The 14,388-nt window shown below is 60.5% G+C and carries 11 protein-coding genes and 1 pseudogene; 5 read left to right on the top strand and 7 right to left on the bottom strand.

The genetic code is table 11. The features are described 5' to 3' along the window. Positions 1–57: 57 nt before the first annotated feature. Positions 58–1,022 (bottom strand): annotated as a pseudogene (locus tag AC56DI_RS13580) (IS3 family transposase). Positions 1,023–1,309: 287 nt separating this feature from the next. On the opposite strand from AC56DI_RS13580, the gene AC56DI_RS13575 reads away from it, so the two are divergent. Both AC56DI_RS13575 and AC56DI_RS13570 read left to right on the top strand, forming a co-directional pair. Continuing rightward, positions 1,310–2,071 (top strand): CHAD domain-containing protein, encoded by a 762-nt coding sequence (locus AC56DI_RS13575; RefSeq protein ID WP_496346617.1) that lies wholly within the window; start codon positions 1,310–1,312, stop codon positions 2,069–2,071. A 107-nt stretch (positions 2,072–2,178) separates the two neighbouring features. Further along, the gene (locus AC56DI_RS13570) at positions 2,179–2,640 is read left to right on the top strand and encodes a copper chaperone PCu(A)C (protein WP_496346616.1); all 462 of its coding nucleotides are present in this window, start codon (positions 2,179–2,181) and stop codon (positions 2,638–2,640) included. Between the two features lie 42 nt (positions 2,641–2,682). Here the strand turns inward: AC56DI_RS13570 and AC56DI_RS13565 are convergent, their stop codons facing one another. Then, positions 2,683–3,309: a trimeric intracellular cation channel family protein gene (locus AC56DI_RS13565; RefSeq protein WP_496346615.1), complete on the bottom strand. Its 627-nt coding sequence runs from the start codon at positions 3,307–3,309 to the stop codon at positions 2,683–2,685. A gap of 10 nt (positions 3,310–3,319) precedes the next feature. Further along, positions 3,320–4,675: a glutathione-disulfide reductase gene (gene gorA / locus AC56DI_RS13560; protein WP_496346614.1), complete on the bottom strand. Its 1,356-nt coding sequence runs from the start codon at positions 4,673–4,675 to the stop codon at positions 3,320–3,322. Positions 4,676–4,760: 85 nt separating this feature from the next. On the opposite strand from gorA, the gene AC56DI_RS13555 reads away from it, so the two are divergent. Next, complete coding sequence (locus AC56DI_RS13555; protein WP_496346613.1) at positions 4,761–5,183, top strand: VOC family protein; 423 nt, start codon at positions 4,761–4,763, stop codon at positions 5,181–5,183. A gap of 57 nt (positions 5,184–5,240) precedes the next feature. Here AC56DI_RS13555 and galU read toward each other — a convergent pair whose 3' ends face one another. Next, complete coding sequence (gene galU / locus AC56DI_RS13550) at positions 5,241–6,080, bottom strand: UTP--glucose-1-phosphate uridylyltransferase GalU (protein ID WP_324520716.1); 840 nt, start codon at positions 6,078–6,080, stop codon at positions 5,241–5,243. 311 nt (positions 6,081–6,391) lie between these two features. Between galU and AC56DI_RS13545 the strand changes: the two genes are divergently transcribed. Then, entirely contained in the window at positions 6,392–6,766 is a 375-nt protein-coding gene (locus AC56DI_RS13545; protein WP_496346612.1) for a DUF4189 domain-containing protein, read from the top strand. A 94-nt stretch (positions 6,767–6,860) separates the two neighbouring features. Beyond that, positions 6,861–7,208: a 4a-hydroxytetrahydrobiopterin dehydratase gene (locus AC56DI_RS13540; RefSeq protein WP_496346611.1), complete on the top strand. Its 348-nt coding sequence runs from the start codon at positions 6,861–6,863 to the stop codon at positions 7,206–7,208. Positions 7,209–7,231: 23 nt separating this feature from the next. On the opposite strand, the gene AC56DI_RS13535 is transcribed toward AC56DI_RS13540, so the two are convergent. From AC56DI_RS13535 to AC56DI_RS13525, 3 genes are all read right to left on the bottom strand, one after another. Continuing rightward, positions 7,232–8,149, bottom strand: coding sequence for a transglutaminase family protein (locus AC56DI_RS13535; protein WP_496346610.1), 918 nt, complete (start codon positions 8,147–8,149; stop codon positions 7,232–7,234). Next, positions 8,146–10,728, bottom strand: coding sequence for a circularly permuted type 2 ATP-grasp protein (locus AC56DI_RS13530; protein WP_496346609.1), 2,583 nt, complete (start codon positions 10,726–10,728; stop codon positions 8,146–8,148). The genes AC56DI_RS13535 and AC56DI_RS13530 overlap by 4 nt, the downstream gene beginning before the upstream one ends. Before the next feature lie 67 nt (positions 10,729–10,795). Beyond that, positions 10,796–14,119, bottom strand: a complete 3,324-nt coding sequence (locus tag AC56DI_RS13525) for a transglutaminase family protein (protein ID WP_496346608.1) — start codon at positions 14,117–14,119, stop codon at positions 10,796–10,798. Positions 14,120–14,388: the final 269 nt, after the last annotated feature.

Here is a 14,388-nt window from a genome sequence, read left to right as displayed (position 1 = left end):
AGAATCCTGCTTGCAGATAATTTAAGCACTGGTGAGAAATTGCACTCACTTAACCAGTCAACTGTATATCTTTCGCTTAATACGTTCCCGCTTCAGTAACTGGAAGAAGCTTTCTGCCACAGCGTTGTCATGGCAGTTACCGCGCCGCCCCATGCTCACAAACAAGTTGTTGGCCTTCAGGAAACTCTGTCTGTCGCCCCTACTGAACTGGCTACCCTGATCTGAGTGAATCATCACTTCCTGCTTTGGTTCACGCCGCCAAACCGCCATCAGCAACACATCAATAGCTATATCGCTAGTCATCTACGGCTTCATTGACCAACCGATTACCTGTTGCGAAAACAGATCGAGCACCACAGTCAAATGCAACCAGCCCTTATAGGCGCGAATATAGGTCATGTCCGTGACCCAGAACTTGTTGGGCTCGGTAACATTGAATCGACGCTCCAGATGATTTGGAGAAACCAATGAAGGCTTTCCACCGTAGCACCTGGCCGACGCCGATAACCTGTCTGCGAGCGAAGCCCTTCCCGTCGCATTAATCGAGCAACAGGATGTCTGCCTCACTGCTCACCAAGCTAACGCAGGTCGTCATAGATTTGGCGGTAAGCGTAGACACCGCCGCTTTCTAGCCCGAGTGCTTGATCAGGCCAAGCAGGCGTTGTTCATCCTTGGCTCGTGCCGACTTTGGCTCAGCCAACCAGGCGTAGTAACCTCTGGCACGTACTTTCAAGGCCAGGCACAGACGGCGAACTTCATATTCCGCTGACAGCTGATTGATGAAGACGTACTTCAGCCGAACTCCTTGGTAAAGTACGCTGCGGCCTTTTTAAGGATTTCTCGCTCTTCGGTCACACGCTTAAGTTCAGCGCGCAAACGTCATAGTTCAGCATGCCTCTTGGGGCTTGCTGTAGCGCTTCACCCAGACAACTAGGCTTGCCGTCAACTACCGGCAGACCTCGCTCGGTCACCTGCGTGACTGCTTCGATTTTGAATTCTTCGGGGTAACGCGGGTTGCTCATAGCATCTCCTAATGGACCGCATTATGAGCCATGGAGGTGTCTACGAAACTAGGGGCGATTCACTGTCCCTGCACCTCATAATGTTGAACGCTCTATGGAAGATTTACTTCACCATGTCGCCTTAACTTTTATTTATTAGCATTTTTCTGTAAGTAAACTTTGGCTTTATCCGAAGAAATCCTGGAAGGTACATCTCCTATCCAATTGTTTCTAAAGTCTTATTTTATTTTCATCATCACCTGACCATTACTTCGGCGTACTATCCGGCGCCAGCCACAAGGAATGATATGGCTTTTGTAGACTCGCTCGTCGCTCAGCTCCTTCGCTGCCAGGTTGACCTCTGGGAAATTCAGGCGCGTCTGCAGGCCGAGACGGACAACGAGGCTTTGCATGACCTGCGCATTCAGTTGCGGCGTCTGCGCACCTTATTGCGGCCGCTGCGCAAGCACTCGAGCATTACGCCGTTGTATGTCGCCGCGACTGAGTTGGGCCGACTGACCACGCCCTGGCGTGATCTCGAAGTACTGATTGCGCATTTGCAGTCACAAGAGTTCTGGCACGCCAGCGCTGTGCGCGAAGCCGCGTTGCAGTCTGCTTACGCAACCTTGCGTGATGATCGAGTGCTCGGGCCTTTATTGGCATTGCTCGACAACTCCCCCGCTACGCTGCGCACTGCTGCCGAACAAGGACTATTGCTTGGAGGTAAGAAACGCATTCGCGCGTACCTGCACAAGCAACGCAAACAATTGCAGGCGGCGCTGGCTGACCCTCGCTGTGATCGGCATCGCTTGCGCCTGCTGACCAAGCGCGTGCGTTACAGCAATGAGATGTATGGCCAATGGTCCACGGAGTCCGCGGCGACCATGGCTGCGTTAAAGGATTTGCAAGCGGCACTGGGAGACTGGCATGACATGTACCAGTGGTGCCAACAAGCAACCTGCGCCGTTGACCTGCAGCCCTTAGAGGATTACTGGCAATTGCGCGCGAATCAGGCCTTGGCCGCCGCCGATGTGCCATTGCGCAGGCTCAGCAGACAGTTGGTCAAGTAATACTCATATCCCAACAAAACAGCGGCTGCTCCCTCGCGCCGCAGTGGGATCACGCCAGCCACATGCTAATGTTGGTGGCACCTGTTAATGCCCATTCTGGAGACGTTATGTTCGCTCGTTTACTGACTGCTACCGCACTGTCCCTGGCCTGCAGCCTGAGTTTTGCCCACGACTACAGCACCGCCGAGCTGAAAATTGATCACCCGTGGTCCCGCGAATTGCCGCCTAATGCCGCCGCAGGTGGTGCCTACTTTGTCGTGCATAACCATGGCAAAACGGCTGATCGCCTGGTCGGTGTGCAAACTCCACAAGCCGCCAAGGCGGAAATTCACACCATGGTGCAGCTGGGCGACGTGATGAAAATGCAGCAGCTCGACTCGGTGGGCATCCCCGCTGGCGGCCAGGCCGTGTTTGCTCCGGGCGGCAACCACGTGATGCTGTTTGGTTTGCAGAAACCCCTGGTGGCGGGCGAGCGCTTCCCGCTGACCCTGCAATTCGAGCACGCCGGCAAGGTTGAGGTTGAAGTGCAGGTCGAGGCCACTGCCCCCGACGCTCACGCCGGGCACTGAGTTCTGAGTATTAGCGGCAACCTGGCGGGTTGCCGCTGACTTTTAAGGGTTGCGATCCAGCAAATGGAAACGCGGCAAGCCCAGGCCCCACTGAATCGCTGCCAGGCGAGTCAACAATACCGTGAGCATCGCACACAGGGTGTCCAGCCAGTGCGGTGTGCCCAGTTCTCGCATCACGAGGAACACCACGGAGCCTAGGATGCAGGCCGTGGCGTAGATTTCCTTCTTGAAGATCAGCGGGATCTCGTTGCAGATCACGTCACGCATCACCCCGCCGGCAACCCCAGTCATCACGCCCATGATCACGGCGGTACTGAACGGCACATTGTGCTGCAGTGCCACTTCGCAACCGATTACAGTGAACACGGCCAGACCGAAGGCGTCGGCAATCAGCAGTCCGCGTTCATGAATCGGCTGGGTCATGCGCACCCACAGCACCGTGCCGATGGCAGCAACCGACGCCACCAGAATATAAGTGTCGTTGCGAATCCAGCTTACCGGGTGGTTGTCCAGAATCACGTCACGCAAGGTGCCGCCGCCTAGGGCGGTAACGATGGCAATTACCAGCACCCCGAACAGGTCCATGGATTTGCGCCCGGCCATCAGCGCGCCAGTGATGGCAAACACGGCAACGCCGAACAGGTCAGACCAATAGAAGATTTGTTGCATGATCAGTCAGCTAATTTCGAGGGGTGCGCATGGTAACAAACTCCTCGGCTGCCGTTGGGTGGATGCCCAGTGTTTCGTCGAAAATTTGCTTTGTAGCACCGGCTTTGAGGGCCACGGCCATGCCCTGAACGATTTCCCCAGCGTCCGGCCCGACCATGTGGCAACCCAGTACGCGGTCCGTGTCGGCATCCACCACCAGTTTCATCAGGGTCTTCTGCTGGCAGCTGCCAAGGCTCACTTGCATGGGCCGGAAGCGGCTTTCAAACACCTGCACATTGAAGCCTTCGGCCGTGGCCTGCTCTTCACTGAGGCCCACAGTGCCGATATTCGGCAGGCTGAAGACGGCAGTCGGGATCAGTTGATAGTCAACCGCACGGTACTCTTCAGGTTTGAACAAGCGCCGCGCCACGGCCATGCCTTCAGCCAGGGCCACCGGTGTGAGTTGCACCCGGCCGATCATGTCACCAATGGCCAGGATCGACGGTTCATCGGTTTGATACAGCTCATCAACCTGCACATAGCCGCGCTTATCCAAGCGTACCTGGGTGTGTTCCAGGCCGAGGTTGTCGAGCATCGGCCGCCGCCCTGTGGCGTAAAACACTGCATCGGCCGCCAATACGCGGCCATCCTGCAAGGTGGCCAACAGGCTGCCGTCGGCTTGTTTGTCGATGCGCACGATATCGCTGTTGAACTGCAGGTCCATGCCGCTCTTGCTCAGTTCCTCCTGCAAGTGTGTACGTACGGCGCCATCGAAGCCGCGCAGGAACAAATCGCCCCGGTAAATCAGTGATGTCTTGGCGCCCAGGCCGTGGAAGATCGAAGCAAATTCGACGGCGATATACCCTCCCCCAACCACCAATACCCGCTTGGGCAATTGTTCAAGGAAGAACGCCTCGTTGGAGGTGATAGCGTGCTCTGCGCCTGGAATTTCAGGCTTCTGCGGCCAGCCACCGGTGGCCAACAGGATGTGCCGGGCGCTGAATTCCTGGCCGTTGACTTCAACCCGGTGGCCGTCCTGCAGACGCGCGTGGCCTTCCAGCAGGGTGACGCCGCTGTTGACCAGCAAGGTGCGATATATGCCGTTCAACCGCTGAATTTCGCGGTTCTTGTTGCCGATTAGGGTGGCCCAATCAAAGCGCGCCTCTCTCAGTTGCCAGCCAAAGCTTTCAGCTTGGTCAAATGCCTCGGCGAAATGGGCGCCATACACCAGCAGCTTTTTCGGTACACAGCCCACGTTCACGCAGGTACCACCCAGGTAACGGCTTTCCGCCACGGCCACTTTGGCACCAAAACTGGCGGCGAATCGTGCAGCGCGTACGCCGCCGGAACCGGCGCCGATGACAAAAAGGTCAAAATCGTAATTCATCAATACTCTCCTGCTTGCCCCTGGCTGCGCGGATAAAGACGCGGGCAGCACCTAAACTGCAATCATGCCTGAAGGAGAGCCGCCGATGCGCCCTACTCTGACCCATATAGCCCTGCATGTGCCGGATCTGGACGCCTGCATCGCCTTTTACCGCGACTACTGCGCCATGCAGGTAATCCACGAGCGTGCGGGCAAAGGCTCACGGATTGTCTGGCTGGCCGAGCCTGGTAAAGAGCATTCATTCATTTTCGTGCTGATGCCCGGTGGCCAGGCGCGACAACTGGCCAGCGATGACTACAGCCACTTGGGCTTCGCCTTGGACAGCCGCGCAGCAGTCGATGCCATCGCCGCCCGTGCCTTGGCTGACGGCTGCCTGATCTGGCCTGCGCGGGATGAGCCTTATCCTGTGGGCTATTACTGCGGTGTGCGTGATCCTTCAGGTAATTACGTCGAGTTCAGCTATGGCCAGCCGCTGGGGCCGGGCGCAGAGCAAATGCCCATTCCTTGATTCAAGGGCCTGAAACGAAAAAGCCACCCGTAGGTGGCTTTGTTCAACGTTCGAGGCTTAGTAAGCCTTGCCCGTCTTGTAGAAGTTCTCGAAGCAGAAGTTGGTAGCTTCGATGTAGCCTTCGGCGCCGCCGCAGTCAAAGCGCTGGCCTTTGAACTTGTAGGCAATCACGCAGCCATCCTGGGCCTGCTTCATCAGCGCGTCAGTGATCTGGATTTCACCACCCTTGCCCGGCTCGGTTTGTTCGATCAGGTTGAAGATGTCCGGAGTCAGGATGTAGCGACCGATGATGGCCAGGTTCGATGGTGCATCTTCCGGCTTGGGTTTTTCCACCATGCTGTTCACGCGGTAGATGTCGTCGCGGATCATCTCGCCAGCAATCACACCGTATTTGGAGACTTCAGCCATCGGCACTTCCTGGATGGCCACGATCGAGCAGCGGAACTGGTTGTACAGTTTGACCATCTGCTTGAGTACGCTGTCGCCTTCAAGGTTGACGCACAGGTCGTCCGCCAGCACCACGGCGAAGGGTTCGTCACCGATCAGAGGACGGCCACACAAGATGGCGTGGCCCAGGCCTTTCATTTCCACCTGACGGGTGTAAGAGAAGCTGCACTCGTCGATCAGTTTACGGATGCCAACCAGGTATTTTTCCTTGTCGGTGCCGTGGATTTGATGTTCCAGCTCATAGCTGATGTCGAAGTGGTCTTCTAGCGCGCGCTTACCACGGCCGGTGACCATGGCGATTTCGGTCAAGCCGGCATCCAGGGCCTCTTCTACGCCGTACTGGATCAGTGGCTTGTTCACCACTGGCAGCATTTCCTTGGGCATGGCCTTGGTTGCAGGCAGGAAACGAGTGCCGTAACCGGCTGCCGGGAACAAGCATTTCTTGATCATGGTAATCCTTGAATGAAGGAGGTAACGGAGTTGCCGCGCAGTCTAATCAGCCGGCCGAGACCTTACAATGGCCTGCCGCTATTCGCCGCACCAGCACGCTACACCATAGGCGACGTTTATGAGTGGCGATCTAGAGACAATGTTGGTCGGTCTCGTGAGCTATCAGGCGATGCTGCATTTGCACTGCAGTTGGTGAATTCCCGTACTGGACGATGCTGGCACAACACTATCATTTGTCTTGACGCTGGGCTTAGAGTTGCCCTTGTTCGCAAGAAGAGCGGACGCCAAGTTTCAGTACTTAGGAGCTATTCATGCATCGAGCAATTCGAGTGGTACGCCCCCTTTCCCTTGGCCTGGCGTTCGCACTGGGTGCCAGCCAGGTATTCGCCGCCGGAGCCTTGGCTATAGACAGCAATCAGGGCGAGCAATATGGCTTTGCATACCAATACGCGGACGTTGGTGAAGCCCAAACGCGCGCTTTGAACGAATGCGGCGCCGGCTGCCAGGTAGTGCTGCAATTTGCCGATGAATGCGCGGCCTATGCAGCAGACCAAGCTAATGGCTCAAGCGTCTACGGTTGGGCGACGGCACCGTCTGCGGTTGGTGCACAAAGCGGCGCTATTTCCGAATGCGCAGCGCGTGGCGGCAACAGTTGCATCGTACGCACTTGGGGTTGTGAAAACTAACCGCTGGGCTGCACAGAGTGGCAGCTGTTAAGAACAGCATTTTCAATGCTCACTCTGTGGAGTGGGCGAAGCCCAATCTACTATCGAGGTTGCCATGCCTGATCTAAGCCAAGAGGCCTGCAGTGCATGCAGGCCCGGTAGCAAAGCACTGTGCGCCACCGAGCAGGTCGAGTTACTGAGCCAACTGCAGGGTTGGCAGATCGAAACCCGCGACGCCGTTGCGCAGCTGGAGAAATCCTTCACGTTCAGCAACTTTGCCCAGGCGCTGGCCTTTACCAACGCCGTGGGCGCGCTTGCCGAAGCGGCGGATCACCACCCGGCGCTGCTGACCGAGTGGGGCAAGGTCACTGTGACCTGGTGGACCCATACCCTTGCTGGGCTGCATCACAACGACTTCATCATGGCTGCACGTACTTCGGCGTTGCTATCACGGCCTAGCTGACTCGACGCCCAGGCTAGACGCGCTTAAACCGCAGGCGCCTCAATGCCAGGGATTACGGTGACCCTGACCTGCAATTCCTGTGCACCGCCGCCGAGTACCACGCCGCGCAAGGGGGTGACGTCGCTGAAGTCGCGGCCCCAACCGAGGGTGATGTGTTCGGCTTGCACCAGGCAGCGGTTGGTGGGGTCGAAATCCACCCAGCCGAGGGTTGGGCAAAATACCGAGACCCAGGCGTGGGACGCATCGGCGCCGATCATTCGCGGCTGGCCGGCCGGCGGATGGGTGAGGATGTAGCCGCTGACATAGCGCGCCGCCAGGCCCAGGCTGCGCAAACAGCCGATCATCAACTGGGCAAAGTCCTGGCACACGCCACGGCGGCCTTTGAGCACCTCTTCCAGGGGGGTGGATATATCTGTGGCGCTGTCATCGAACTCGAACTCGTCGAAGATCCGCTGCGTCAGTGCCAGTGCGCCCTGTAAATGGGGCCGGCCGGGGCTGAAACAGCTGCGGGCATAGTCGGCCAGCGCGCTGCTGCAGCGGATGTGTGGCGAGTCATAGAGGTAACGCGCGGCGTCCAGGGTCGCCGGGCTGCGCAGCTGTTGCAGCATTTGCGCCAGGCTTTCCCAACCTGGCCCGCCCTTGATCTGGCCCAAGCCTGGACGCGGGCTGAGGATAACGCTGGACTCGGCCTGCACCCGCAGCACTTTGTGCGGCTCGGTGAGGGTTACATGGCGGGTGAGATTGCCGAAGTAGTCTTCCCCGCCCTCCTCGTGCTCGGCTGCTGGTTCAACCCAGACCAGCGACGACTCAACCTGCTGATAGGCAAACGAACGCGGGGTCAGGTGCAGGTACTGCTGCGATAGGCTCACCGGGCTCTGGTAGCTGTACAGGGTTTCATGCACCACGCGGTAGCGCACGCCGCCTGCCATTGGCTCGCTCATGGTTGTTCCTTGATGCTGGTTGCATTGCTGGTGTAACTGAAAAACCGCACGCTGATCTGCTCCGATAATTGCTCGCCGGCCTGTTTGATCCGTTGCAGCAGGTCGATCAGGTGGGCATTGCCGCAATACAGATCGGCATCCGGGTCGAGCCCGAGCAGTTCGTCTTTGAGCGGTGCCAACAACAGTTCACCACAGCTGCCATAGGTAAACGCCAGCTTGCCGAGGCTGCTGAGAATGCCATCCAGCTGGAACAGCACCGAGCGCGGGTTGCTGCTGTCGAGCAGGAGCAAGTCGAGCACCGGCAGCCATTCCGACTGCGCCCGATAGCGGGCACGGTAGGTAACGATGCTGTCGGACAGCTCCAGTAGCCAATCGAGGCTGCCATCGGCGTCCATGGCCAGGGCGCGCTGCAGCACCAGGGTCTGGAATTGCAAGCGCTCCAGGCGCCGGCCGATGGACAGGAAGTTCCAGCCCAGGTCGCGGGTCATGCCGTCCAGGGCGAAGCCCGACAGGGTCATCAATGAGGCGGCGGCATCATCCAGCAAGGTCATGGCCTCGGCTGGTGACGGCGTGGCGCTGCTGGCCTGGCTGCGTTGCAGCATGCGGTTGAGGGCGCGCCAGTTGTCCGCTGACAAGCGTTCACGCAACTGGCTGGCGGTGTTGTACAGCTGCTGTTGCTGCCTCGCCAGGCCCGCCAGATCGGTCGACACCACCGCCTGCAGCAAGGTGCTCTCGATGCGTTCATCGCTCCAGCGGATCGGCGCCGGGGGTAGGCTTTGACTCTGGCTTTGCCCTGCGCCGCTGGATTGTTGTTGAGCCTTTGCCACGGCGTCTTTATCGGCGGTTTCGATCAGTTGCAGCCAGGCACAGAGGCCTTTGACGATGGTCCATTCAGCGCCCCGCTCATCGGGGCTGACGTTGAACAGAAAGCTCAAGGCCACGCGCATCAGGCGCGCGACATTGTCGCAGCGCTCGGTATTGCGCCCCAGCCAGAACAGGTTCTCGGCCATACGGCTGGACAAGTGGGTGTCGTCACGAATCAGGTCTTTGCTGGTGGTGGTGCGCGTCGACTGGCGGTGCGGCGCGACCTGCGCCCGTGCCTGCACCCAGGTGTCCTTGCTGCTGCCGCCGCGCTGCATGGTGATCACCCGCGAATCCGGCCCGGTCGCCACGCGGGTCAGGCCGCCGGGCATCACCACATAGCCGTCCGGAGTGGCGCAGGCGTACACGCGCAAGCCAATCGCTCGCGGGTTCAGGCCAACAGGTGCGCTGGTTTGCCAGACCGGTGCCTGGGACAGGCGCACCAGTTCCTGGGCTACGTAGTTGCGCGGGTTGGCGCGCATCTTGGCAATCAGCGCGGTGCGCGCCTCGCCAGTCAGGTCCTGGCCAAACACCGGCAACTGGCGCAATTGTGGAAAGCTGGGTTTGATCACCAGTTGATCAAGCTTGGCGATCACCTGCTCCAGGGCCGCCGGCTCGCCGCACCACCAGGTGGCGACCGATGGCATGCGCAACTCCTCACCCAGCAGGCGCTTGCTCAGTGCCGGCAGGAAGCCCAGCAACGCGCCGGACTCCAGCAGGTTGGAGCCCAGGCTGTTGGCGATCAGCACATTGCCCAGGCGCGCAGCCTCGGTCAGGCCGGCGACGCCCAGGGCCGACTCGGTGCGCAGCTCCAGGGGATCGCAGAAGTCATCGTCGACCCGGCGCATGATCACATGCACCCGTTGCAGGCCGGACAGGGTCTTCAGCCAGACAATACCGCCGCGCACGGTCAGGTCGCTGCCTTCCACCAGCGGCAAGCCCAGGTAGCGGGCGAGATAAGCCTGCTCGTAATAGGTTTCGTTGTAGGGGCCTGGCGTGAGCAAGACAATCAGCGGGGACTCGCTAACACGCAGCGGCACCCCGCCGTTGCCCGCGCACTGGCGCCCCCAATGGGCCAGGCTGGCGCGCAAGGTGGCGAAGAAGCCTGACAGGTCCTGAACTTTTAGGTCGCGCAGCAGATCAGGAAAGGTACGCGCGATCACCGCACGGTTTTCCAGGGCATAACCGGCACCGGATGGTGCCTGGGTGCGGTCTGCCACCACCCACCATTGGCCATTGGGCGCTCGGGCGAGATCGACGGCGTAAAAATGCAGGGCCACGTTGCCAGGATGGCGCATGCCATGGGCTGGACGCAGAAAACCGGCATGGCCGTGGATCAAGGCACTGGGCAGCAGGCCTTCCTGGAGCAAGCGCTGCTCGCCATAGACATCGCCAAGAATCTGATTGAGCAGCGTGGCGCGCTGGATCACCGCTGCCTCGATTCCGGCCCACTCGGCGTGGGGCAGAATCAGCGGTAGCACGTTCAAGTCCCAGGGCCGCTGAATGCCCTTGGCGTCGGCATACACGTTGTAGGTCACGCCGTTCTCGCGCACCTGGCTGTCCACTGCCTCCAGGCGCTGGCGCATTGACTCTGGCGATTCCTTGGCCAGGCTGGCGAGCATGGCGCGCCAATGCTCGCGGGGTTGGTTGCCCGCATCCAGCAGCTCGTCATAGCTGTTGGGGGGCGTACGGTATTCGGCGAGTAGTTTCTTTGGCATCAACTCGATTCTTCTGCGCGCAAAGGGCGAACCCGGCCGTTACTGCAGGCCGGGACGTTCAGGTGAGCTACCAAGGCTGCCAGCGCAGGTCCAGGGTCATGGGGAAGCTTGGGTTCAGCTCCTCCTTGTACACCCGCATTGGCCCTGGCGTGTGGCCGTGACTCCAGAAGCGGGCAAACCGGCGCGCTTCGGCGGCATTGGCGTTCACTGGCGAGCTTTCCTCGCTGCGCCCGCCTGGATGCACCACATGGTAGGTGCAACCGCCAATGGCGCGCCCGCTCCAATTGTCCACCAGGTCGAAGGTCAACGGTGCCTGCACCTTGATGGTCGGGTGCAAGGCCGACCACGGGCTCCAGGCGCGGAAACGCACCCCCGCGACATATTCACCCGGCACGCCAGTTGGGTGCAGCGGCAAGCGCCGGCCATTACAGGCGATCTCGTGACGGCCATCGGTGAGGCCGCGCACGCGCAATTGCATGCGCTCCACCGATGAGTCGACATAGCGCGCGGTACCGCCGCCGGTCATCTCTTCGCCCAGCACGTTCCAAGGCTCGATGGCCTGGCGCAACTCCATCTCCACGCCTTCGTAAACCACGGTGCCAAAACGCGGGAAACGGAACTCGATAAACGGTTCGAACCAGTGTTCTTCGAAGGCATAGCCACTGGCGCGCAGGTCCTTGACCACATCGCGAATGTCCTGAGCAACGAAGTGCGGCAGCATCCAGCGGTCATGCAGCGCGGTGCCCCAGTTGACCAGCTTGGCCTGGTACGGCTCGCGCCAGAAACGTGCCACCAGGGCGCGCAGCAAGAGCATCTGCAACAGGCTCATGCGCTCGTGGGGCGGCATTTCGAAGGCGCGGAACTCGACCAAACCGAGGCGCCCGGTAGGTCCGTCTGGCGAGTACAGCTTGTCGATGGAAAACTCGGACCTGTGGGTGTTGCCGGTCAGGTCCACCAGCAGGTTGCGCAACAGCCGATCGACCATCCAGGGTTTGTCGCCGGGGTGCATGGTCGGCAGGATCTGATCCATCTGTTGAAAGGCAATCGCCAGTTCATACAGGTTGTCGTCGCGGGCCTCGTCGACCCGTGGCGCCTGGCTGGTGGGGCCGATAAAGGTGCCGGAAAACAGGTAGGACAGCGCCGGGTGGTTCTGCCAGTAGGTGATCAAACTCTTGAGCAGGTCCGGGCGGCGCAGCAGCGGGCTGTCTTCGGCGGTGGCACCGCCGAGGGTGGCGTGGTTGCCGCCGCCGGTGCCGGTATGCCGGCCATCGAGCATGAATTTCTCGGTGCCCAGACGGGTCAGACGCGCCTCTTCATACAGGGTCGAAACCGTGTAGACCAGTTCGTTCCAACTGGCGGCCGGGTGGATATTGACCTCGATCACGCCCGGGTCTGGGGTCACGCTAAGCAGCTTGATGCGCGGGTCGCGCGGCGGCTGGTAGCCCTCGATGCGCAGCTTCAGCTTGAGCTTGGCGGCGCTGTGCTCGATGGCCGTGACCAGCGCCAGATAGTCTTCGATGCGCTTGAGTGGCGGCATAAACACATGCAGACGGCCATCACGAACCTGCACACACAGGGCGGTGTGAATTACATCGGCGGGCGCCAAGGGCTTTTCCGCCGTGGCAGCCGCTTTGCGGCTGAGCACCGGGCGCTTCTCGCTTTTTGCCGCAGTGGTCGCCAGGGCTTCACGCGGTGCAAAAGGATCGACGTCGAAGGTTTGCGGCATGTCCTCCGGCATCACCCAGGGCAGCGAGTTAAGCGGCAGGCGCAGGCCCATGGGCGAGTCGCCTTCCAGCAGGTACAGGCGCCCGCGTTTGAGCGGCCACGGGCAGGTGCGCCAGGCAATGCCCAGGGCAATGTCCGGGTCCAGGGCCTTGGTGGTCAGCGGCAGCACATAACCCACCACCGCGCCCAAGCCTTGCTCCAGCAGTCGCGCTAGGCGCTGGCGGGCTTCTGGAGCCTTGAGATCGAGTTGTAGCGGGTCGAGGTTGTCCGGCAGGCCCTGCTCCAGATGGGCCTGCTGAACCACGTCTTCGTACGCCGGAATCGGGCTGCTGGCCGGCAAACCGAGGATTTTGACCAGCTCGGCGGTAAAGCGCTTGGCCTCGTCAGGGCCGTAGCCGTCGTCATCGCCGTCGGCGGAAAAAAGGCTGGCATCAAGCCACATCGGCTGGCCATCGATGCGCCAGAACATATTCAGCGCCCAGCGCGGCAACGGCTCGCCCGGATACCACTTGCCCTGGCCGTAATGCAGCATGCCTCCGGGGGCGAAGTGGTTTTTCAAGCGCAGGGTCAGCTCGCCGGCCAAGGCGCGTTTGTGGTCGCCATGGGCTTCGGTGTTCCACTGGGCGCCGTCCATGTCGTCGATGGAAACGAACGTTGGCTCGCCGCCCTGGGTCAGGCGCACATCCTGCTGCTTGAGGTCGGCATCAACCTGCTGGCCGAGCTGGTCGATCTTGTGCCAGTCCTCATCGCTGTAAGGTTTAGTCACCCGCGGATCTTCATGAATGCGGGTGATGGTCATCTCGTGTTCAAAGGTCACCTCGGCCTTGTCGGTGAAGCCACTGACGGGTGCCGCCGAGGACGGCAACGCCGTACAGGCCAGCGGAATGTGCCCTTCGCTGGCGAGCATGCCCGAGGTGGGGTCGAGGCCGATCCAGCCGGCACCGGGGATATACACCTCGGTCCAGGCATGCAGGTCGGTAAAGTCCACCGCGGTGCCGCTGGGCCCATCCAGCGCTTCTTGGTCGGCCGTCAGCTGGATCAGGTAACCCGAAACAAAACGCGCTGCCAGACCGAACTCACGCAGGATCTGCACCAGCAGCCAAGCGCTGTCGCGGCACGACCCCGAGCCTTTTTGCAGGGTTTCTTCCGGGGTTTGCACCCCCGGTTCCATGCGCAGCAGATAAGCGATATCCGCCTGCAAGCGCTGGTTGAGGGCAACCAGGAAGTTATTGATTGGCTGGGCGTCGGGAAGGATGGCCTTGCGCGCCGCCGCGACCCATTTGCTCAGCAGCGGGCCGGGCTTGTCAGCTTGTAGATAGGCGCCCAGCTCCACCGCCAACTGCGCCGGATAGGCGAAGGGAAACTGCTCGGCGTACTTCTCGACGAAAAAGTCGAAGGGGTTGATGACGGTCATGTCCGCCACCAGGTCGACCGTGAACTCCAGGGTGCCGGACTTTTCCGGGAACACAAAACGGCCGATGTAGTTGCCGTAGGGGTCCTGTTGCCAATTGATAAAGTGTTCCTGCGGCGCCACCGTCAGCGAGTAAGACAGGATCGGCGTGCGCGCATGGGGCGCCGGACGCAGGCGCACCTCATGGGGCGACAGGCTGACCAGGCGATCATAGTGGTAGCTGGTTTTGTGGTGCAGCGCGACACGTATGGCCATCGACGGGTGCCTTCCATGAAGGTTTGCGCACGACGGCAGGCAACGCCCGGCCGCAGTGCTGGGAACGAGTTAAACCGGTGGTTGCAGAATTCATGCCCGTAGGCTCTGGATGGCACCTGTAGCGCTGCAATCGGCCGGCAAGCGCGGCAATCAGTATCCATGGGGCTGGGCTGCAGGCCTTACAGGGCGGCGCTGCCCTGCCCCGCGGCGGTTGGCGCCCTGCCCGGCCAGCGCCCAAGGGTGGTCGCGCACCAGAGTGGACAACCTGG

This window comes from Pseudomonas sp. BGA-UO-ETr-WB11, from assembly GCF_059567785.1.
The sequence above is the reverse complement of the archived record's forward strand: the minus strand, read 5'-3'. Positions and strand labels throughout refer to the sequence as shown.

Bases quoted from the DNA above. Each gene is read 5' to 3' on its own strand.
- AC56DI_RS13545 (WP_496346612.1), top strand. From the start codon at position 6,392: ATGCATCGAGCAATTCGAGTGGTACGCCCCCTTTCCCTTGGCCTGGCG.
- AC56DI_RS13555 (WP_496346613.1), top strand. From the start codon at position 4,761: ATGCGCCCTACTCTGACCCATATAGCCCTGCATGTGCCGGATCTGGAC.
- AC56DI_RS13575 (WP_496346617.1), top strand. From the start codon at position 1,310: ATGGCTTTTGTAGACTCGCTCGTCGCTCAGCTCCTTCGCTGCCAGGTT.
- AC56DI_RS13525 (WP_496346608.1), bottom strand. From the start codon at position 14,119: ATGGCCATACGTGTCGCGCTGCACCACAAAACCAGCTACCACTATGAT.
- AC56DI_RS13535 (WP_496346610.1), bottom strand. From the start codon at position 8,149: ATGAGCGAGCCAATGGCAGGCGGCGTGCGCTACCGCGTGGTGCATGAA.
- AC56DI_RS13570 (WP_496346616.1), top strand. From the start codon at position 2,179: ATGTTCGCTCGTTTACTGACTGCTACCGCACTGTCCCTGGCCTGCAGC.
- AC56DI_RS13530 (WP_496346609.1), bottom strand. From the start codon at position 10,728: ATGCCAAAGAAACTACTCGCCGAATACCGTACGCCCCCCAACAGCTAT.
- AC56DI_RS13565 (WP_496346615.1), bottom strand. From the start codon at position 3,309: ATGCAACAAATCTTCTATTGGTCTGACCTGTTCGGCGTTGCCGTGTTT.
- galU (WP_324520716.1), bottom strand. From the start codon at position 6,080: ATGATCAAGAAATGCTTGTTCCCGGCAGCCGGTTACGGCACTCGTTTC.
- AC56DI_RS13540 (WP_496346611.1), top strand. From the start codon at position 6,861: ATGCCTGATCTAAGCCAAGAGGCCTGCAGTGCATGCAGGCCCGGTAGC.
- gorA (WP_496346614.1), bottom strand. From the start codon at position 4,675: ATGAATTACGATTTTGACCTTTTTGTCATCGGCGCCGGTTCCGGCGGC.